15 protein-coding genes and 1 pseudogene are annotated in these 19,210 nt (G+C 71.3%); 14 read left to right on the forward strand and 2 right to left on the reverse strand.

Annotated features, from left to right (window positions below):
• Position 1: 1 nt before the first annotated feature.
• The 4 genes from ID554_RS17330 (at position 2) to ID554_RS17345 (ending at position 4,467) form a co-directional block, all read left to right on the forward strand.
• Entirely contained in the window at positions 2-688 is a 687-nt protein-coding gene (locus tag ID554_RS17330; protein WP_117227375.1) for an ABC transporter permease, read from the forward strand.
• A gap of 49 nt (positions 689-737) precedes the next feature.
• Positions 738-1,460 carry an ABC transporter permease gene (locus tag ID554_RS17335; RefSeq protein WP_117227376.1) on the forward strand — a complete coding sequence of 241 codons (723 nt, stop codon included), beginning with the start codon at positions 738-740 and terminating at the stop codon, positions 1,458-1,460.
• Positions 1,461-1,661: 201 nt separating this feature from the next.
• Positions 1,662-2,660 (forward strand): glycine betaine ABC transporter substrate-binding protein, encoded by a 999-nt coding sequence (locus ID554_RS17340; RefSeq protein WP_117227377.1) that lies wholly within the window; start codon positions 1,662-1,664, stop codon positions 2,658-2,660.
• A 154-nt stretch (positions 2,661-2,814) separates the two neighbouring features.
• Positions 2,815-4,467 carry a hypothetical protein gene (locus ID554_RS17345; protein WP_117227378.1) on the forward strand — a complete coding sequence of 551 codons (1,653 nt, stop codon included), beginning with the start codon at positions 2,815-2,817 and terminating at the stop codon, positions 4,465-4,467.
• 11 nt (positions 4,468-4,478) lie between these two features.
• On the opposite strand, the gene ID554_RS17350 is transcribed toward ID554_RS17345, so the two are convergent.
• Together ID554_RS17350 and ID554_RS17355 are read right to left on the reverse strand one after the other, a co-directional pair.
• A complete protein-coding gene (locus ID554_RS17350) occupies positions 4,479-5,660 on the reverse strand; it encodes an NADH-quinone oxidoreductase subunit D (RefSeq protein WP_117227379.1) in 1,182 nt (393 codons plus the stop codon).
• Between the two features lie 13 nt (positions 5,661-5,673).
• Positions 5,674-7,077, reverse strand: a complete 1,404-nt coding sequence (locus tag ID554_RS17355; protein ID WP_223884128.1) for an SAM-dependent methyltransferase — start codon at positions 7,075-7,077, stop codon at positions 5,674-5,676.
• Between the two features lie 112 nt (positions 7,078-7,189).
• Between ID554_RS17355 and ID554_RS17360 the strand changes: the two genes are divergently transcribed.
• The 10 genes and pseudogenes from ID554_RS17360 (at position 7,190) to ID554_RS17405 (ending at position 19,113) form a co-directional block, all read left to right on the forward strand.
• Positions 7,190-8,152, forward strand: a complete 963-nt coding sequence (locus ID554_RS17360; protein WP_117227380.1) for a Rossmann-like and DUF2520 domain-containing protein — start codon at positions 7,190-7,192, stop codon at positions 8,150-8,152.
• A 40-nt stretch (positions 8,153-8,192) separates the two neighbouring features.
• A complete protein-coding gene (gene panC / locus ID554_RS17365; RefSeq protein WP_117227424.1) occupies positions 8,193-9,041 on the forward strand; it encodes a pantoate--beta-alanine ligase in 849 nt (282 codons plus the stop codon).
• 29 nt (positions 9,042-9,070) lie between these two features.
• Positions 9,071-9,490, forward strand: a complete 420-nt coding sequence (gene panD, locus ID554_RS17370; RefSeq protein ID WP_117227381.1) for an aspartate 1-decarboxylase — start codon at positions 9,071-9,073, stop codon at positions 9,488-9,490.
• Positions 9,491-9,638: 148 nt separating this feature from the next.
• Complete coding sequence (locus ID554_RS17375) at positions 9,639-10,535, forward strand: septum formation family protein (protein ID WP_117227382.1); 897 nt, start codon at positions 9,639-9,641, stop codon at positions 10,533-10,535.
• Positions 10,536-10,597: 62 nt separating this feature from the next.
• Entirely contained in the window at positions 10,598-12,289 is a 1,692-nt protein-coding gene (locus ID554_RS17380) for an L-aspartate oxidase (protein ID WP_117227383.1), read from the forward strand.
• Positions 12,289-13,182, forward strand: a complete 894-nt coding sequence (nadC, locus tag ID554_RS17385) for a carboxylating nicotinate-nucleotide diphosphorylase (protein WP_117227384.1) — start codon at positions 12,289-12,291, stop codon at positions 13,180-13,182. The genes ID554_RS17380 and nadC overlap by 1 nt, the downstream gene beginning before the upstream one ends.
• A gap of 19 nt (positions 13,183-13,201) precedes the next feature.
• Complete coding sequence (locus ID554_RS17390; RefSeq protein ID WP_117227385.1) at positions 13,202-13,960, forward strand: type III pantothenate kinase; 759 nt, start codon at positions 13,202-13,204, stop codon at positions 13,958-13,960.
• A 208-nt stretch (positions 13,961-14,168) separates the two neighbouring features.
• A complete protein-coding gene (gene lysS / locus ID554_RS17395; protein WP_117231396.1) occupies positions 14,169-15,677 on the forward strand; it encodes a lysine--tRNA ligase in 1,509 nt (502 codons plus the stop codon).
• 118 nt (positions 15,678-15,795) lie between these two features.
• Positions 15,796-16,146 (forward strand): histone-like nucleoid-structuring protein Lsr2, encoded by a 351-nt coding sequence (locus ID554_RS17400; protein WP_199489332.1) that lies wholly within the window; start codon positions 15,796-15,798, stop codon positions 16,144-16,146.
• Positions 16,147-16,579: 433 nt separating this feature from the next.
• Positions 16,580-19,113, forward strand: a pseudogene (locus ID554_RS17405) (ATP-dependent Clp protease ATP-binding subunit).
• Positions 19,114-19,210 lie beyond the last annotated feature (97 nt).

A 19,210-nucleotide genomic window follows, 5' to 3' on the forward strand; every position in this document is an offset into this window, starting at 1 on the left:
TATGTCCTTCCGCCTGAGCTACCGGGCCGACCCGGGTAACCCGTGGTTCTCCTGGCAGTACGTGCGGGACAACTCTGAGACGGTGCTGGCCGCTCTGCGTGACCACACCACGCTGACCCTACGGGCGGTGCTGATCGCGGCGCTGATCGCCATCCCGTTGGCCGTCGTGGCGTACTGGTTCCGGCCGTTGACCGGTCCGATTCTCGCACTCACCGGGGTGCTCTACACCGTCCCGTCCCTGGCGTTGTTCGCGTTCATCGCGCCGTACCTGGGCATCGGGGTCGCGACGGTGCTCAGCGTGGTGGTGCTCTACGCGCTGCTGGTGATCGTCCGTAACGCCGTCGCGGGGCTCAACCAGGTGCCGAGCGAGGTGCGCGAAGCGGCCGAGGGCATGGGCTACGGCCGCTGGGGTCGGCTGTTGCGGGTGGAGCTGCCACTGGCCCTGCCCGGCATCCTCACCGGCCTGCGGCTGGCCACGGTCTCCACTGTCGCCCTGGTCACCGTCGGCGTGGTGATCGGGCGGGGCGGGCTCGGGCAGATCATCTTCGCGGGCTTCCAGAACAACTTCTACAAGGCCCAGATCATGACCGGAACGCTGCTCTGCGTGCTGCTGGCGTTGGTGCTCGACCTGTTCCTCGTCGGCGTCGGTCGGTTGCTCACCCCGTGGCTGCGCGGGCGGGTCGGATGAGCGCCGTCGCGGCGGGCGGCCGGCGGGTCCGGATCGGCGGGAGGACGTTATGAATCCCGTGGAACAGGCAGTGCTCTGGCTCAACGACCCGTTGAACTGGACCAACCCGGGCGGGGCGCTGGACCGGCTCGGTGAGCACGTGAGCATGTCGGCCGTGGCCGTGCTGCTGGGCTGCCTGGTGGCCTGGCCGCTCGGACTGTGGCTGGGGCACACCGGCCGGGGCGGCGGGTTGGTGGTGCTGGTCTCCAACCTCACCCTGGCGGTGCCCACGCTGGCGCTGCTGACCATCCTGCCGTTGACGTTCCTCGGCTTCGGCCGCCCGGCCGTGGTGGTCGCCCTGGCGGTGTTCGCGGTGCCCCCGCTGCTGGCCAACGCGTACACCGGGGTGCGGCAGGTGGACCCGCAGATCCGGGAGGCGGCGCGGGGGATGGGGATGACCGGCGGGCAGGTGCTGCGCCGCGTCGAGTTGCCGCTCGCGGTGCCCTACCTGGCCGCCGGGTTCCGTACCGCCGCCGTCCAGGTGGTCGCCACGGCGGCCCTGGCGACCTTCGTCAACGGTGGTGGCCTGGGGGAGATCATCCGATTCGGCTTCGGGCTGAGCATCGCGGTCGGCGGCGGTCAGATCCTCGCCGGTGGCCTGCTGGTGGCCGCCCTCGCGGTCAGCGTCGAACTGATCTTCGCGTGGGTCGAGCGGATGGTCACCCCGCGCCCGCTGCGTCGCGTCCGGCGTCGGGCCGCACGACGCGCGGCGGACGCGGTCACCGGGACCTGAGCCGCCCGGTCTCCCCGGTCCGAACGGCCCCTCAGGCTGCCGCCGTGGACGGATGGTGACGTTCCAGTGACGAAGTTCTCTCCGAGTTGTCGGTGCCGGCCGCCACGATGTTGGGTGGGGACTGCGGGCGGCCGAAGCGGATCGCCCGTCGGACACGCGGCCGGCCCGAGGGGGTCGCGCCGGGACACGGAAGGCGGGCACATGCGCGCAGGTAGAAAACTGTCCATCGCGTTCGTCGGCGCGATCGCCGCCGCAGGTGTGCTGGCCGGGTGCGGCGAGGCCGGTTCGTCCGGCACCGAGGCGCCGCAGCAGGGCGCCTCGGGGGAGGGCTGCGCGCCGGTGGCCGGTGAGCAGCTCATCGCCCTCGACGACGACAAGTCCCTGCAGAACGCGGACAACATCATTCCGGCGATCAACAGCGAGGTGGCCACGCCGCAGCTCGTCGCGGCGCTGGACAAGGTCTCGTCGGTGCTCGACACCCCGAAGCTGGTGCAGCTCAACAAGGCGGTGGACGTGGACCGCAAGAGCGCCCAGGTGGCCGCGCAGGAGTTCGCCACGGCCAATTCGACGGCCGACGGGGTCGAGCGGGGACCGGGCGGACGTGTCACGGTGGGTGCCGGAAACTTCACCGAAAGTGAGATCATCGCCGAGCTCTACAAGATCCAGCTGACCGCGGCCGGCTACCAGGTCACCGTCCAGCAGATCGGCAACCGGGAGCTGTACGAGCCGGCGCTGGAGAAGGGCGAGATCCAGGTCGTGCCGGAGTACGCGGCCACCATGGCCGAGTTCCTCAACGGCAAGGCGGGCGGCGGCCAGCCGGTCTCCTCGCCGGACGTGGAGGCCACCGTCACCGCTCTGCGTGGTCTCGGCGAGAAGGCCGGCATCAGCTTCGGTGCCCCGGCCGCCGCGCAGACCCAGAACGCGTTCGCGGTGACCCAGGAGTTCGCCGACAAGTACGGCGTACGGACCCTCTCCGAGTTGGCCGAGAAGTGCTCGGGTACGGCCACCGTGCTGGGCGGCCCGCCGGAGTGCCAGGAGCGCCCGTTCTGCAAGCCCGGCCTGGAGGAAAAGTACGGCCTGACGGTCGGTTCCTTCTCCTCGCTCGACGGTGGCGGCCCGTTGACCAAGACCGGTCTGCGTAACGGCACGATCAGCGTCGGCCTAGTCTTCTCGACCGACGCGGCGTACGCGCAGAGCTGACCCGTCGACACCTGGCGCCCTCGGCCGATCCGGCCGGGGGCGCCGCGTCGTCGCTGGTCCCCCGGAGAGTCCGGCGAAATCGGCGCATCGCCGACCGAAAGGTCTTCCCTTGAGCCGTTCCCACCCGCCGCAACTCTCGGTAGGGTGGGGACCCATGCCTGCCCCGGTGCCCGCCGACGCGCGCAACAAGAAACTGCTCACCGCGCTCTTCTGGGGCGGTGTGGCCCTGGCCCCCGTCGCGGCGCTGATCCTGCTCGTGGCCGACGGCAACGGCCCGCTACGGTTCGCCGCCGTGCTGGCCATCATGGCCGTGGTGCTCATCGGCCTCTCCATCGCGCTGAAGACCGAGGGAGACGGTTCGGTCCAGGGCGAGGAGTTGCGCGAGGAACTGGAAGAACTCCGGCGCGAGTTGCGGGGCGAGATCGTGGCCGCCGCCCAGCGCGGCAACCAGGCGCTCGACGAGGCCCGGCGGGTTCAGGAGGCGTTGGCCGGGCTGCGGCCTCGGCTCGACGCAGGCGCTGCTCAGCTGGCCGGTGCCGATGAGGCACCCGGCCCGGGGCGGGCCCGGGTGTCGGCGCCCGCTCCGGAGGCACCGCCCCGGTACGCCGAGCGACCCGCCGGAGCGGCCGGCACCTACGGTGCGGCCCGGGTCGCGGAGCCCGCCGCCGGGGAGTACGGCGGAGCTCCGGCCGGTGAGCCCGACGCCGCTGCGGCCGGCGGGCTCCACGACGAACGTCTGGCGTCGCGAGGCGGTGACGACCGGCCGACCGGGTACGGCGCCGACCGCCCGGCCGGCACCGCCGGCGTCTACGGCGCGGCCAACCGCCAGGAGGCGGACAACCGCTCGGGTGACCAGGCACACCGCCCGCACGGGGTGGTCCGGCACACCGAGACCGTGCACGTCACCACCCGGCACACCGTCGTGGACGGCGGTGTCGGTGAGTCCGGCGGCCGGTACGGCGGCTACGGGACGTCCTGGCAGGAGGAGCGGTCCCGGGGTGGTCACGCCGCCGAGCGGGACGACCGGTCGTGGTCGGACGCGGACGAGCGTTCCCGCCGGGGCGAGAGCCGTTCCTGGTCGGCCCCGCCCGGCCGCGAGGAGGAGCGGCCCTGGTCCGGTGCGGCCCGGGCCGACGACCGTCCCCGGTCCGGCCGGGCGCGAGAGGAGGACGCCTCCTGGTCGGAACCGCACCACGAGCGGTCCTGGCCCGGCTCGCGCGATGACCGCGCCGGTCACCGGGACGACCGCGCCGCCTACCGGGACGAGTACACCGGCTACCGGGACGACCGGGAGACAGGCCGGGACGACCGGGGACGAGACGGTGACGCCGCGTGGCGGGAGGCGGCTCCCGAGGCCCCGGCCGCGAGCCGGACGGCCCGGCCGGACGACACCGGAGAGTACTGGGCGCAGATGCGCGCCGGTGACCGCTGGGCCGCCGTACGCGACGACGACCAGGGCCGGGAACTGCGGGTCGGTGAGCGGCGCGCCGAGGTGCACGCCGACCAGACCGGCGCCGAGTACCGGATGCAGGACCGCTGGGCCAGCGTGCGGCAGGACGAGCCACGGCGTGGCGGTGCCCGCGACGAGACGTGGCAGGAGGGCTGGCGAGAGCCGGAGGCCCAGCCGGCGCTGCCGCCCGGCGGGGTCCCGGTGCCGCAGGAGTGGCGGCCACCTCGCCAGCACGGTCACCAGCCCGAACCGGTCCGGGGGCGCCCCGAACCGGAGCCGTACGGGCGGCGGCGTCAGGCCGAGGAACCCGGCTACGACCGGCAGGGCTACGAGGCCGACCGGGACCGCTGGCGCTGACCGGTCCCGGCCTACTTGTCGATGTCGCCGACCACGAAGAACATCGAGCCGAGAATGGCGATCAGGTCCGGCACCAGGCAGCCCGGCAACAGCGTGGCGAGCGCCTGCACGTTCGCGTACGACGCGGTGCGCAGCTTCAGCCGCCACGGGGTCTTCTCGCCCCGCGACACCAGGTAGTAGCCGTTGATGCCGAGCGGGTTCTCCGTCCAGGCGTAGGTGTGACCCTCAGGCGCCTTGAGCACCTTCGGCAGTCGCGTGTTGATCGGCCCGGTGAGCCGGTCCACCCGGTCCAGGCACTGTTCGGCCAGGTCCAGCGAGGTGTACACCTGGTCGAGCAGGACCTCGAAGCGGGCGTGGCAGTCGCCGGTGGTGCGGGTGACCACCGGCACGTCGAGCTGGTCGTAGGCCAGGTACGGCTCGTCGCGGCGCAGGTCCAGGTCCAGCCCGGAGGCCCGGGCGACCGGCCCGGAGGCGCCGAACGCGGCGGCGTCGGCGGCGGAGAGCACCCCCACCCCGACGGTCCGGGCCAGGAAGATGTCGTTGCGCCGGATCAGGTTGTCCAGGTCGGGCAGTCGGCGACGTACCTCGCCGATGGCGGCGCGGGCGCGGCCGGTCCAGCCGGAGGGCACCTCCTCCTTGAGGCCGCCGACCCGGTTGAACATGTAGTGGATCCGCCCGCCGGAGACCTCCTCCATAACCGCCTGGAGCGTCTCCCGTTCCCGGAAGGCATAGAACATCGGCGTGATCGCGCCGATCTCCAGCGGGTACGAGCCGAGGAACATCAGGTGGTTGAGCACCCGGTTCAGCTCGGCCAGGGCCATCCGCAGCCAGGTGGCCCGCTCCGGCACCTCCATGCCCATCAGCCGTTCCACGGCGAGCACCACGCCCAGCTCGTTCGCGAAGGCGGAGAGCCAGTCGTGCCGGTTGGCCAGCACAATGATCTGCCGGTAGTCGCGTACCTCGAACAGCTTCTCCGCGCCCCGGTGCATGTAGCCCACGATCGGCTCGGCGGCCACCACCCGTTCGCCGTCGAGGGCGAGCTTGAGCCGCAGCACACCATGGGTGGAGGGGTGCTGCGGCCCGATGTTGAGCACCATGTCCGTGCCGAGCTGCTCCCCGCCGGTGCCCGCCACCAACCCGGCGCCGGTGCCGACGGTCAGCTCGCGCAGGTCGCCCATGGTCATGCCCGCCATCGTGCCATGAACGTCAGGGCCGCACTGGCAGCCGGTCGACGGCAAGGTCGACCGGCTGCCAGAGCCACAGGTGTCCGCCGAGCCCGGTCGGATCGGTCAGCTCGGCCACCGCCGTCGCCTCGGCCAGCGCCCGCACGTACCCGGCCGGGTCCTGGTAGGCCAGGCGCAACGGTGGCCGCGCGCCGTCGGCACCGAGCGCCCGCAGCCCCTCCCGCTGAGTCCCCAGGGAGTACGCACACCGCGCGACCCGCTCACCGGCGGAGGCGACCGAGTCCATCGCGACGTGCGCGGTCACATCACACGAGCCGTCCGGCACCGGTGGCACCTGCCGCCCACCCCGGTACCCGGTCAACGAACCCGCGAAGGGTCGGCCCGTACGCAGGTGCCCGTAGTCCACCGCAACCGCCAGCCCTCGCTCGACGTGGCCCACCGCCGCAGCCCACGCCTCGTCCCGACTCCGCCCGATCTCGGCCCGCTCGACGTCGGGTACGTGGTCGGGCGGGGTGCGGGCCGTGGGGGTGCCGGCCGTGGGGGTGCCGGCCGTGGGGGTTTCCGGGCAGCCCGACCGGCTCCGGGCGGTCAGGCTTGATCCCTGCGCCGCTCGGGCTGCCCGGAAACCCGACCCGGTCGAGCTTCGTGGGCTGAGGGGGGCGGCGTCCGCGTCCGGTGGGAGGCCAAGGCCGAGTTCCGGCGAGCCTTCGGGTGGGTCTGTGGGGTGGGGCTGGGTCTGTGGGGGCCACCAGGTGGTGAGCCAGGCGGCGTCTTCTCGGCTGACCGGGTCACCTGTCGTCTCCTCGCCCGACGTCGGGTCGACGAGGAGGTAGCGCCAGCCGTCCTCGGTGCGGGTGGCCAGGTCCAGCGGCACGTTGTCGAGCCACTCGGTGGCCAGCAGCAGCCCGGTGATGCCGTCGGGGATCTCGTCCGTCCAGGTGATCTGATCGGACAGGTCGTCCGGGCGTGGCGCGAGTTCGACGGCGACGAACCGTACCCGCTGCCCCAGCGGAACCGCCGCGACGGCCGCACCCTCGTCGCGCCCTGCCGCACCCCCGACCTCCGGGGTGAAGCCTGCGGTGCGGGCGGCGGCCGTGGGAGTCAGGGTTTCCGGGGAGCCCACCCGCTCCGGGCGGTCAGGCTTGATCCCTGCGCGGGTGGGCTCCCCGGAAACCCCCACCGCAACCCCCGACAACAAGGAACAAAGCAGCTCACCCCGCCCCGCCCCCACGTCCACCACGTCGAACCGGTCCGGAAAGCCGAGGGCCGCGTCGAGGTGGTGGATCAACCGGAGCAGCGCGGAGGCGTAGACCGGGGAGGCGTGCACGCTGGTGCGGAAGTGCGCCGCCGGCCCCGATCCGGAGACGAAGAAGCCCGCGGGTCCGTAGAGCGCCTGCTGCATCGCGGCCCGCCAAGGCATCGACATCGGGGTACCTCCTCGGCGCCGGTGAACGATTTCACACATCCTTGTTTGAGATCCGTGTCAGCGACGCATACTTGCCCCGACCGGTACCCCATCTCGAGGACTGGATCGTGACATGAGCGCACCGCTGCGCCACCATCCGGCTGGCCGTCGGCGGCCCCCGACCGGGCCGTCGGCCCAGCTCGCCAACCGTGCCGTGCTCACCGTCGGCGTCATCGGCGCCGGCCGGGTCGGTGCCACCCTGGGTGCCGCGCTCGCCGCCGCCGGGCACCATGTGGTCGCCGCCACCGGGCGTTCCGGGGCCTCCCAGGCCCGGCTGGCGTTGCTGCTGCCGGCCGCCTCCTGTCGGCCCGCCGAGGAGGTCGCCCGGTCCGCCGCCGACCTGCTGCTGATCGCCGTACCCGACGACGCGCTCGCCGGGGTGCTCGCCGCGCTGGTCGCCGACGGTGCGCTGCGCCCCGGCCAGGTGGTCGCGCACACCTCCGGCGCACACGGCCTGTCCGTGCTGGCGCCGGCCGCCCGGGTCGGTGCCCGACCGCTGGCGCTGCACCCGGCGATGACCTTCACCGGTACGCCGGACGACCTCGGCCGGCTGCCCGGCATCTCGTACGGCGTGACCGCCCCGGCCGAGCTTCGGCCGCTGGCCGCCCGGCTGGTGACGGATCTGGGCGGGGTGCCCGAGTGGATCGGGGAGGCCGACCGGCCGCTGTACCACGCGGCGCTGGCACACGGGGCGAACCACCTGGTGACCCTGGTCAACGAGACGGCCGACCGGCTGCGGGACGCCGGGGTGGGTCAGCCCGAGAAGGTGCTGGCCCCGCTGCTGCGGGCCGCTCTGGAGAACGCGCTGCGTCTGGGTGACGACGCGCTGACCGGCCCGGTGTCCCGGGGGGACGCGGGCACCGTCGAGCGGCACCTGGCCGCGCTCGCCGCCACCGCGCCCGAGTCGGTCGGCCCGTACCTGGCCCTGGCCCGGCGGACCGCCGACCGGGCGGTGGCCGCCGGCCGGCTGCGACCGGTCGACGCCGAGTCGCTGCTCGGCGTGCTCGGCCGGGACCAGACCGGGGTGGCGGCGTGACGCCGGGTCGGTCCGGCAGGTGTCGAGGGAGGTGGACGACATGACGGAACTGGTGCACAGCCGAGCCGACCTGGCCCGGGCGCGGTCCGCTCTCACCCGCACGGTGGGAGTGGTGATGACCATGGGAGCTCTGCACGCCGGGCACGAGACCCTGATCCGGGCCGCCCGGGACCGCGCCGACCACGTGATCGTGACGGTCTTCGTGAACCCGTTGCAGTTCGGGCCGAACGAGGATTTCGACCGTTATCCGCGTACCCTGGAAAGCGATCTTGAGGTGTGTCGGCAGGCCGGGGCCGACCTGGTCTTCGCGCCCTCGGTGACGGACATGTACCCCGGTGGCCAGCCGGCGGTCCGGGTCAACCCGGGCCCGCTCGGCGAGGACCTGGAGGGGCTCAGCCGCCCCGGGTTCTTCCACGGCGTGCTCACCGTGGTGATGAAGCTGCTCCAGCTCACCCGGCCGGATCTGACCTTCTTCGGTGAGAAGGACTACCAGCAGTTGACCCTGGTCCGGCGGATGTGCCGGGATCTGGACGTACCGGTCGAGGTGGTCGGCGTACCGACCGTCCGGGAGCCGGACGGGTTGGCGCTGTCCAGCCGGAACCGGTACCTCTCCGTCCCGGAGCGGGCGGCGGCGTTGAGCCTGTCGCGGGCGCTGCGCGCCGGTGCCGCCGCCGCCGAGGCCGGCGGGGACGCCGGTGCGGTGCTGACCGCAGCGCACGCGGTCTTCGGCGCCGAGGCCGCCGGTGCCCGGCTGGACTACCTGGTGCTCACCGATCCCGACCTGGCGCCCGGCCCGGTCGACGGCCCGGCCCGGATGCTCGTCGCCGCCTGGGTGGGAGACACCCGGCTGATCGACAACGCCCCGGTTCGGCTCGCCCCGACCTCCTGACCTCCCGCCGCTCGCGAAAGGCGTTCCCGATGTTCCGCACCATGCTCAAGTCGAAGATCCACCGGGCCACCGTCACCCAGGCGGACCTGCACTACGTCGGGTCGGTGACCGTCGACGAGGACCTGCTCGACGCTGCCGACCTGCTGCCCGGCGAGCAGGTGGCCATCGTGGACATCACCAACGGCGCCCGGCTGGAGACGTACGTGATCCCGGGGCGGCGGGGCAGTGGCGTGATCGGTATCAACGGTGCCGCCGCCCACCTGGTGCACCCCGGCGACCTGGTGATCCTGATCTCGTACGGGCAGATGGACGACGCCGAGGCGCGGGCCTACCACCCTCGGGTGGTGCACGTGGACGCCGAGAACCGGATCGTCGAGCTGGACGCCGACCCGGCGACCGCCGCCCCCGGCACCGTCGGCGCTCCCGTCCCCAACCCGCTCACGGTGTAAGGAAGGGTCCCCTGCTAACGCCTCGTGCATAGGAAGGGTCCCCTCCTAACACACAGGTGGCGGGAATCCGGTCTGTCACCGGAAGGTCATTTCTGGTTACCCTGGGGGCGACGTCGGGAGACGGTCGCTGGCTGGGGGAGGCGGCGTCATGCAGCGTGCGACGAGAAGCCTGGTCGCGGCCTTCGCCGTGGCGGCCGTACTGGCGGGGTGCAGTGGGTCCGGCGGGCTCGACGGTGACCTGGTCGACGACTGGGGTGCGCTGCCGCCGCCGGGTCCGTTCACCCCGGCCGCCGAGGTCTGCCACGAGCCCGAGTTCACCCCCACCGTCTCGCTGGCCGCGTACGCGCCGGTGGACTGCGCGCAGCCGCACCGGGTGGAGACGGTGTACGTCGGTGCCCTGCCGGCCGAGCGTGCCGCGCCGCCCGCCGTGGGCACCACCGAGATGCGTACCGCCTTCGCCGAGTGCGACAAGCGGGCCAGCGGTTTCGTCGGCGACGACTGGCGGGCCGGCCGGCTGCGGCTGGCGGTGGCGGTGCCGTCCGAGCCGGGCTGGGCCGCCGGTTCACGCTGGTACCGCTGCGACCTGATGGAGGTCACCACGGCCGAGGCGGCGGCCACGGTGGTGGTGCGTACCGGCTCGTTGCGGGACGCGCTCCGGACGCCGTCGCCCGTGCGGTTGGGCTGCCAGCAGACGCGGTCCGGCCGGGGCGGAGTGGTGCAGACCCTGGTCGCGGTGGACTGTGCCAAGCGCCACGACGCCGAGTTCGTCGGGGTGTGGCAGTCGCCTGAGCGGGCGTATCCGACGGCCAGCGCCCAGTGGGCACCGTTCTACGAAGGCTGCCGTTCGGTGATCGCGCGCTACACGGGCGTACCGGACGACACGGACCTGGTGTTCCGCAGCGACCTGGTGGTCCGGCCGCCCGGGGCCGGCCGGTGGCGGGCCGGGGACCGGGGCGTGCGCTGCTACCTGTGGTTCGGCGATCGCACGGTGACCGGATCGCTCAAGGGCGTCGGCCCGGCCGGCCTGCCGGTCCGGACGAAGTAGCCGGAACCACTCGTCCGGCCCCCCGCCGTCCGGGCCGAGACGCATTCGGGTTGACTGAGGGCATGGAGCTACCGACCGTCGGCCTGCCCACGTTGCCGAACCTGCTGGCCGCTCCGGCACCCGGCTGGGTGGAGACCACCGACGTTATCGTGGTCGGCTCCGGGGTGGCCGGGTTGACCGCCGCGCTGCACCTGCGCCAGGCCGGTCTGCACGTCACGGTCGTCACCAAGGTCAACATCGACGAGGGCTCGACCCGCTGGGCCCAGGGCGGCATCGCGGCGGTCCTCGATCCGGCGGACACCCCGGCGATGCACGCCTCGGACACCGAGATCGCCGGGGTCGGCCTCTGCGACCCGGCGGCGGTGCGGGTACTTGTCGAGGAAGGGCCGACCCGACTGCGCGAGCTGATGCGGATCGGTGCCGAGTTCGACCGCAACCCGGACGGCTCGCTGATGCTCACCCGCGAGGGCGGGCACCGCGCCGACCGGATCGTGCACGCCGGCGGCGACGCGACCGGTGCGGAGGTACAGCGCGCCCTGCACGAGTCGGTCCGCCGCGACCCGTGGATCCGGCTGGTCGAGCACGCGCTGGTGCTGGACCTGCTCCGCGCACCCGGCGACGGCCCGGACGGGCTCGGCCCGGCGTGCGGCATCACCCTGCACGTGCTCGGCGAGGGCAGCGAGGACGGTGTCGGCGCCATCCTGGGCCGCGCCGTGGTGCTTGCCACCGGCGGGATGGGGCAGATCTTCGCGGCGACCACCAACCCCGCCGTCTCCACCGGCGACGGCGTGGCGCTGGCCCTGCGTGTCGGTGCGGCGGTCACCGACGTGGAGTTCGTGCAGTTCCACCCGACCGCGCTGATCATGCCGCCGGCCGCTCGGGTGCCCAGTGCCGGGCACGCCCAGCAGCCCCTGGTCTCCGAGGCGCTGCGGGGCGAGGGCGCGTACCTGGTGGACGCCGACGGCAAGCGGTTCATGCTCGGCCAGCACGAACTCGCCGAGCTGGCGCCCCGGGACGTGGTGGCCAAGGGCATCCACCGGGTCCTGCTGGCGACCGGGGAGGACCACGTCCACCTCGACGCCCGGCACCTCGGCGGCGACTTCCTGGCCCGACGTTTCCCCACCATCGTCGCCTCGTGCCTGGCCATCGGCGTCGACCCGGGAGCCGACCTGATCCCGGTCGCCCCGGCCGCCCACTACGCCTCGGGCGGGGTCCGCACCGACCTGCGCGGCCGGACCTCCATCCCCGGCCTGTACGCCTGCGGCGAGGTCGCCTGCACCGGAGTGCACGGCGCCAACCGGCTGGCCAGCAACTCGCTGCTGGAGGGGCTGGTCTTCTCCCGGCGGATCGCCGACGACATCGCGTCCGGCCTGCCCGAGCAGGCTCGCCCAGCGGACACCGGAGCGTGGCGCGGCGGCACCGGCTGGGTGGTGCCGGCCGCGACGACCTCGACGCTGCAAGCGGCGATGACCCGGGGCGCCGGCGTGCTCCGCTCCGCGGGGACGCTTGCCGCGACCGCCGCCGAACTGGTCGACCTGGGCACCGGTCGGGGCACCCCGCGTACCGCCGACTGGGAGGCGACGAACATCCTCACGGTGGCCGCCACGCTGGTCGCCGCCGCGTACGCGCGGCAGGAGACCCGTGGCTGCCACTGGCGGGAGGACTATGGGACGGCAGACGAGCGATGGCAGGGGCATCTGGTCGGCGCGGTGAGCGCGCAGGGCCGGTTGACGACCCGGTGGGAGGAGAGCTGATGGCGGACACGGCACGGATGCTGCACGAGAACGGCCTCGACCTGGCGCAGGTGCGCCGGATCGTCGAGACTGCCCTGGTCGAGGACCTCGGCCCGGACCTGCTCGACGTCACCAGCGTCGCCACCATCCCGGCCACCCAGACCGACACCGCCGACCTGGTGGCCCGGGCCGACGGGGTGGTCGCCGGGCTGACCGTCGCCGCCGCCGTGTTCGAGCTGGCCGGCGAGGTGACCGGGACGGGGCGTACCGTCGAGGTGTCGCTGGTGGCCCGCGACGGCGAGCGGGTGGCCCGGGGCGACGTGCTCGCCACGGTCACCGGCCCCACCCGGGTGCTGCTCACGGCCGAGCGGACCGCGCTGAACCTGCTCTGCCGGATGTCCGGCGTCGCCACCCACACCCGGGCCTGGGCGGATGCCCTGGCCGGCAGCAAGGCGATGGTCCTGGACACCCGCAAGACCACGCCCGGCCTGCGCGCTCTGGAGAAGTACGCGGTCCGTGCCGGCGGCGGCACGAACAAGCGGATGGGCCTGCATGACGTCGCCATGGTCAAGGACAACCACAAGTTCGCCGCAGGTGGTATCGCCGCCGCCTACCGACGGGTCCGTGAGGCGTTCCCGGACGTACCGGTGCAGGTGGAGGTGGACACCCTCGCCGAGGCGGTGGAGGCGGTGGAGGCCGGGGCGGCCTTCCTGCTGCTGGACAACATGCCCCCGGCGACGCTGCGCGCGGTGGTGGCGGCCGTGGGCGACCGGGCCGAGTTGGAGGCGACCGGCGGGCTCACCCTCGCCGATGCCGCCGAGGTGGGCGCCACCGGCGTCGACTTCCTCTCCGTCGGCGCGCTCACCCACTCGTCGCCGATCCTGGACATCGCCCTGGACCTGCGTACGGAGTGACCCCGTCTAGGCTTCGTGCGTGCTGCTCTGCATCGACATCGGGAACACCAACACCGTCCTGGCGACCTTCGACGGTGACAAGCTGGTGCACAACTGGCGGATCAAGACCGACGCCCGATCCACCGCCGACGAGCTGGGCCTGATGTTCCGGGGGCTGCTCGTCGGGGACGCCGTCGAGATCACCGGGGTGGCCGCCTGTTCGACCGTCCCGGCCGCCCTGCGCTCGCTGCGGACCATGCTGACCCGCTACTACGGGGAACTGCCGAGCGTCATCGTGGAGCCGGGCGTCCGTACCGGCGTGCAGCTGGCCATCGACAACCCCAAGGAGGTCGGGTCCGACCGGGTGGTCAACACGCTGGCGGCCTACACCCTCTACGGCGGACCGTCGATCGTGGTCGACTTCGGCACCACCACCAACTTCGACGTGATCAGCGGCCGGGGCGAGTTCCTCGGTGGCGCGTTCGCGCCCGGCATCGAGATCTCCTTCGACGCGCTCGCCGCTCGCGCCGCCCAGTTGCGAAAGGTGGAGGCGACCAGGCCCCGGTCGGTGATCGGCAAGAACACCGTCGAATGCCTCCAGGCCGGGCTGTACTTCGGCTTCGCCGGCCAGGTGGACCGGATCGTCGAGCGGATGGCCGCCGAGCTGGGTGAGCTGAAGGCGGTCATCGCCACCGGCGGGCTGGCGTCGCTGGTGCTCAACGAGTGCCGGACGATCACGCACCACGAGCCGATGATCACGTTGATCGGGTTACGCATGGTGTACGAGCGGAACGTCTGACGCTTTCGGGGTTTTGGCTGGTTGTGTGTGTGTGGGGGGGGGGGGGGGGGGGGGGGGGCGGTGCGTCCGTTTGTTGGGGTGGGTGTGGGTGGTGTGGTTCGGAGTGGGGGCGGTCATGACGGGCAGGCTATCCAGTAACGGTCGCCTGGGCGCTTGAGTACGCTCGGGGCTTGACCCCGCCCGAATTCTCACTCCGAGGAAGCGTGCCGTGACCCAGCAGAGCCCCGTGCCAGTCGACCCCGCCGACGACCTTCCCGAGCAGATGAAGGTCCGCCGGGAGAAGCGGGACCGGATGCTCGCCGACGGCGTCGAGCCGTACCCGGTCAGCTTCCTGCGGACCAGCACGCTGGCCCAGGTGCGGGAGCGCTACGCCGATCTGCCGACGGACACCGCCACCGGCGACCAGGTGTCGGTCACCGGCCGGGTGATCTTCGTACGGAACACCGGCAAGCTCTGCTTCGCCACGCTGCGCGACGGCGACGGCACCGAACTTCAGGCGATGCTCTCGCTGGACCGGGTCGGCCCCGAGCGGCTGGAGGACTGGAAGCGGCTGGTCGACCTCGGCGATCTCGTCGGGGTCACCGGCGAGGTGATCAGCAGCCGCCGGGGCGAGTTGTCCGTGCTGGCGCAGGAGTGGGTGACCACCGCCAAGGCGCTGCGCCCGCTGCCGGTGGCACACAAGCCGCTGAGCGAGGAGGCCAGGGTCCGGCAGCGCTACGTCGACCTGATCGTGCGTCCGCAGGCCCGCCAGGTGGTTCGTACGCGTGCGACGACGGTCCGCAGCCTTCGTGATTCTCTGCACAGTACGGGTTTCATCGAGGTGGAGACCCCGATGTTGCAGTTGCTGCACGGTGGCGCGACGGCCCGCCCTTTCGTGACCCACAGCAATGCACTCGACACCGATCTGTATCTGCGAATCGCGCCAGAACTGTTTCTCAAGCGCGCCGTGGTCGGCGGTGTCGAGCGGGTCTTCGAGATCAACCGCAACTTCCGTAATGAGGGCATCGACTCTTCGCACTCCCCGGAGTTCGCGATGCTGGAGGTGTACCAGGCGTACGGCGACTACAACACGATGGCCGAACTGACCCGCAATCTCGTGCAGCAGGCGGCGGTCGCGGTGGCCGGGTCGACGGTGGTCACCCATGCGGACGGGCAGGAGTTCGACCTCGGCGGTGAGTGGCGTTCGGTCAGCTTGTTCGGCGTGCTTTCCGAGGCGCTCGGCGAGGAGGTCACGGTACGCACCGAGCACACTCGCCTGGTCGAGTACGCGGACAAGGTGGGCCTGACCGTCGACCCCAGGTGGGGATCGGGCAAGCTGGTCGAGGAGCTGTTCGAGGAGTTGGTGGTGCCCGGCCTGGTGGCACCCACCTTCGTGCGGGACTACCCGGAGGAGACCAGCCCGCTGACCCGTGGACACCGCGAGAAGCCGGGGCTGGCCGAGAAGTGGGACCTGTACGTGCGCGGGGTCGAACTGGCCACCGCGTACTCGGAGCTGGTCGACCCGGTGGTGCAGCGGGAACGGCTGGTCGCCCAGGCGCAACTGGGTGCCCGTGGTGACGACGAGGCGATGCGGCTCGACGAGGACTTTCTCCGGGCGATGGAGTACGGAATGCCGCCGGCGGGTGGCATGGGAATGGGAATCGACAGGCTCCTGATGGCGCTGACCGGCCTCGGAATTCGGGAAACCATCCTCTTCCCCTTGGTTCGCCCCGAGTAGTCGACACGAAACTTTCCGCCGCGTTGCCGGATCCTATTGACGCAGCAAGCATCTGACGGACTATTGTGCTCTGGTAACTGGCAGGTGCACCGAACCCTGCTCGAAAGGAATGTGGGACGTGGCCAAGCAGATCATTCACAAGCTGGTCGATGACCTGGACGGCGGGGACGCGGACGAGACTGTCAAGTTCGCGCTCGACGGCGTTCAGTACGAGATCGACCTGTCGAGTTCGAACGCCGAGAAATTGCGTGACGCATTCGCCCCGTACGTCGCCGGTGGTGCGAAGGTGGGACGTGGTGGCGTGGTCGTCGGTGGGCGTGCCGCCCGGGGCCGGGGCGGCGCCACGGCCGACCGTGAACAGAACAAGGCCATCCGGGCCTGGGCCCGCAAGTCCGGCAAGGAGATCTCGGACCGGGGTCGGATCCCCCAGGAGATCGTCGACGAGTACCACTCCAAGGCCGGTCACTGAGATCAGGTCGTCCGCCACGCCGGTTCGGAGCGCGTCTCCGGGCCGGCGCGGTCGTCTGGTGGGACTGTTCGGAGCGGGCCGGACGCCGTCCACAGCCTGTGGACGGGTTGTCCACAGGCTGTGGACGGCGGTCGAGGGGTGGCCGTCCGGTGCCGGGAGGGCTTCGTGCGGTGCTCCCTGCGGTCCACAGCTCGTGGTCGAATTTCGCTCTGCGCGTACAGGCGCCGTGCCCGGAACACCGGTTGAGCGTGGATGGTTGTGCAAAACGACGCGTACCGGGCGATCGTCGGCGACACACGAGGTCAGCCGAGTCGGTCCGCGGCGATAGAGTAAAGAGGCGCGGACGCCCGTCCTGGGCGCTCGCGTATCCGGCCCCGCCGAGAGTCTTGACCACCAAGATCGAGTGCGCACGGCACGTGAGGAGCACGAGGGCATGTTCGAGCGGTTCACCGACCGAGCGCGACGGGTTGTCGTCCTGGCCCAGGAAGAGGCCCGGATGCTCAATCACAACTACATCGGTACGGAGCACATCCTGTTGGGCCTGATCCATGAGGGTGAGGGCGTTGCGGCGAAGGCCCTGGAGAGTTTGGGGATCTCGCTGGAGGGCGTCCGCCAGCAGGTGGAGGAGATCATCGGCCAGGGTCAGCAGGCGCCGAGCGGGCACATCCCGTTCACGCCGCGGGCGAAGAAGGTGTTGGAGCTGTCGCTGCGCGAGGCTCTGCAGCTGGGCCACAACTACATCGGTACGGAGCACATCCTGTTGGGCCTGATCCGTGAGGGTGAGGGCGTGGCTGCGCAGGTGCTGGTGAAGCTGGGCGCGGACCTGAACCGGGTTCGGCAGCAGGTGATCCAGTTGCTTTCCGGTTATCAGGGCAAGGAGCCGGCCGCTGCCGGCACTGCCCCGGGTGAGGCGGCCCCGTCGACCAGTCTGGTGCTGGACCAGTTCGGGCGGAATCTGACGCAGGCGGCTCGGGAGGGCAAGCTTGATCCGGTGATCGGGCGGGAGAAGGAGATCGAGCGGGTGATGCAGGTGCTCTCCCGCCGGACGAAGAACAACCCGGTGCTGATCGGTGAGCCTGGCGTCGGTAAGACGGCTGTGGTGGAGGGCCTGTCGCAGAAGATCATCAAGGGTGAGGTGCCGGAGACGCTCAAGGACAAGCAGCTCTACACGCTTGACCTGGGTGCGCTGGTGGCGGGTTCCCGCTACCGGGGTGACTTCGAGGAGCGCCTGAAGAAGGTGCTCAAGGAGATCCGTACCCGGGGCGACATCATCCTGTTCATCGACGAGATTCACACCCTTGTCGGTGCCGGGCGGCGGAGGGCGCGATCGACGCGGCGAGCATTTTGAAGCCGATGCTGGCCCGTGGTGAGTTGCAGACCATCGGTGCGACCACGCTGGACGAGTACCGTAAGCATTTGGAGAAGGACGCCGCGTTGGAGCGTCGTTTCCAGCCGATCCAGGTGGGTGAGCCGTCGCTGGCGCACACCATCGAGATTTTGAAGGGTCTGCGGGATCGGTACGAGGCGCACCACCGGGTGAGCATCACGGATGCGGCGTTGGTGGCGGCGGCGACGCTGGCCGACCGGTACATCTCGGATCGGTTCCTGCCGGACAAGGCGATCGATTTGATCGATGAGGCCGGCGCGCGGATGCGGATCCGTCGGATGACCGCGCCGCCGGACCTGCGTGACTTCGATGAGCGGATCGCTCAGGTGCGTCGGGACAAGGAGTCCGCGATCGACGCGCAGGACTTCGAGCGGGCTGCGCAGTTGCGCGACAAGGAGAAGCAGCTGTTGGGTCAGAAGGCGCAGCGGGAGAAGGAGTGGAAGGCCGGTGACCTGGACGTCGTGTCCGAGGTCGACGACGAGCAGATCGCCGAGGTGCTGGGCAACTGGACGGGCATCCCGGTCTACAAGTTGACCGAGGAGGAGACCTCGCGCCTGCTGCGCATGGAGGACGAGCTGCATAAGCGCGTCATCGGCCAGGAGGACGCGGTCAAGGCGGTCTCGAAGGCGATCCGGCGTACCCGCGCCGGCCTGAAGGACCCGAAGCGTCCGTCGGGGTCGTTCATCTTCGCCGGTCCGTCGGGTGTCGGTAAGACCGAGTTGTCCAAGGCCCTCGCGGAGTTCCTGTTCGGGTCCGAGGACGCCCTGATCCAGTTGGACATGTCCGAGTTCCACGACCGGTACACCGTGTCGCGGTTGGTGGGTGCGCCTCCCGGCTACGTCGGGTACGACGAGGGCGGGCAGCTGACCGAGAAGGTGCGGCGTCGGCCGTTCTCCGTGGTCCTGTTCGACGAGATCGAGAAGGCCCACCCGGACGTGTTCAACACGCTCCTGCAGATCCTGGAGGACGGTCGGCTCACCGACGGTCAGGGTCGGATCGTGGACTTCAAGAACACGGTCATCATCCTGACCACCAACCTCGGCACCCGGGACGTGGCCAAGGCGGTCTCGCTCGGCTTCCAGCAGTCGGAGGACTCCGAGTCCAACTACGACCGGATGAAGCAGAAGGTCAACGACGAACTCAAGCAGCACTTCCGGCCCGAGTTCCTCAACCGCATCGACGACACCATCGTCTTCCACCAACTGCGCCAGAACGAGATCCTCCAGATCGTGGACATCATGATCGCCCGGATCGAGACCCAGCTACGCAACAAGGACATGGGCCTCGAACTCACCGACAACGCCAAGAAGTACCTGGCGGTCAAGGGCTTCGACCCCGTCCTCGGCGCACGGCCGCTACGCCGCACCATCCAACGCGACATCGAAGACAACCTCTCCGAACGAATCCTGTTCAACGAACTCACCCCCGGCCAGATCGTCGTCGTGGACTGCGAAGGCGACCCCAACGACATCGACAAGTCCACACTCGTCTTCAAGGGCTCCGACCGGCCGGTCGCCGTGCCGGACGCGGTCCCGGCCGACCTCGGCGGCAGCACCGCTGCGGCGGGCGCGGACGAGTAGGTAACCGGCTGGTCCGACCAGCGGCGGCCCGGTGGCATCTGCCACCGGGCCGCCGTCGTGTGTCGACGCCTTGGCGGCTGCTGCCCTGAATCCGACA

The sequence above is a fragment of the Micromonospora craniellae genome (genome assembly GCF_014764405.1).
Classification (GTDB): domain Bacteria; phylum Actinomycetota; class Actinomycetes; order Mycobacteriales; family Micromonosporaceae; genus Micromonospora; species Micromonospora craniellae.

Excerpts from the sequence above, each read along its gene's own strand:
- ID554_RS17330 (WP_117227375.1), top strand. The coding sequence starts at position 2 with ATGTCCTTCCGCCTGAGCTACCGGGCCGACCCGGGTAACCCGTGGTTC.
- ID554_RS17335 (WP_117227376.1), top strand. The coding sequence starts at position 738 with ATGAATCCCGTGGAACAGGCAGTGCTCTGGCTCAACGACCCGTTGAAC.
- ID554_RS17340 (WP_117227377.1), top strand. The coding sequence starts at position 1,662 with ATGCGCGCAGGTAGAAAACTGTCCATCGCGTTCGTCGGCGCGATCGCC.
- ID554_RS17345 (WP_117227378.1), top strand. The coding sequence starts at position 2,815 with ATGCCTGCCCCGGTGCCCGCCGACGCGCGCAACAAGAAACTGCTCACC.
- ID554_RS17350 (WP_117227379.1), bottom strand. The coding sequence starts at position 5,660 with ATGGCGGGCATGACCATGGGCGACCTGCGCGAGCTGACCGTCGGCACC.
- ID554_RS17355 (WP_223884128.1), bottom strand. The coding sequence starts at position 7,077 with ATGTCGATGCCTTGGCGGGCCGCGATGCAGCAGGCGCTCTACGGACCC.
- ID554_RS17360 (WP_117227380.1), top strand. The coding sequence starts at position 7,190 with ATGAGCGCACCGCTGCGCCACCATCCGGCTGGCCGTCGGCGGCCCCCG.
- panC (WP_117227424.1), top strand. The coding sequence starts at position 8,193 with ATGACGGAACTGGTGCACAGCCGAGCCGACCTGGCCCGGGCGCGGTCC.
- panD (WP_117227381.1), top strand. The coding sequence starts at position 9,071 with ATGTTCCGCACCATGCTCAAGTCGAAGATCCACCGGGCCACCGTCACC.
- ID554_RS17375 (WP_117227382.1), top strand. The coding sequence starts at position 9,639 with ATGCAGCGTGCGACGAGAAGCCTGGTCGCGGCCTTCGCCGTGGCGGCC.
- ID554_RS17380 (WP_117227383.1), top strand. The coding sequence starts at position 10,598 with ATGGAGCTACCGACCGTCGGCCTGCCCACGTTGCCGAACCTGCTGGCC.
- nadC (WP_117227384.1), top strand. The coding sequence starts at position 12,289 with ATGGCGGACACGGCACGGATGCTGCACGAGAACGGCCTCGACCTGGCG.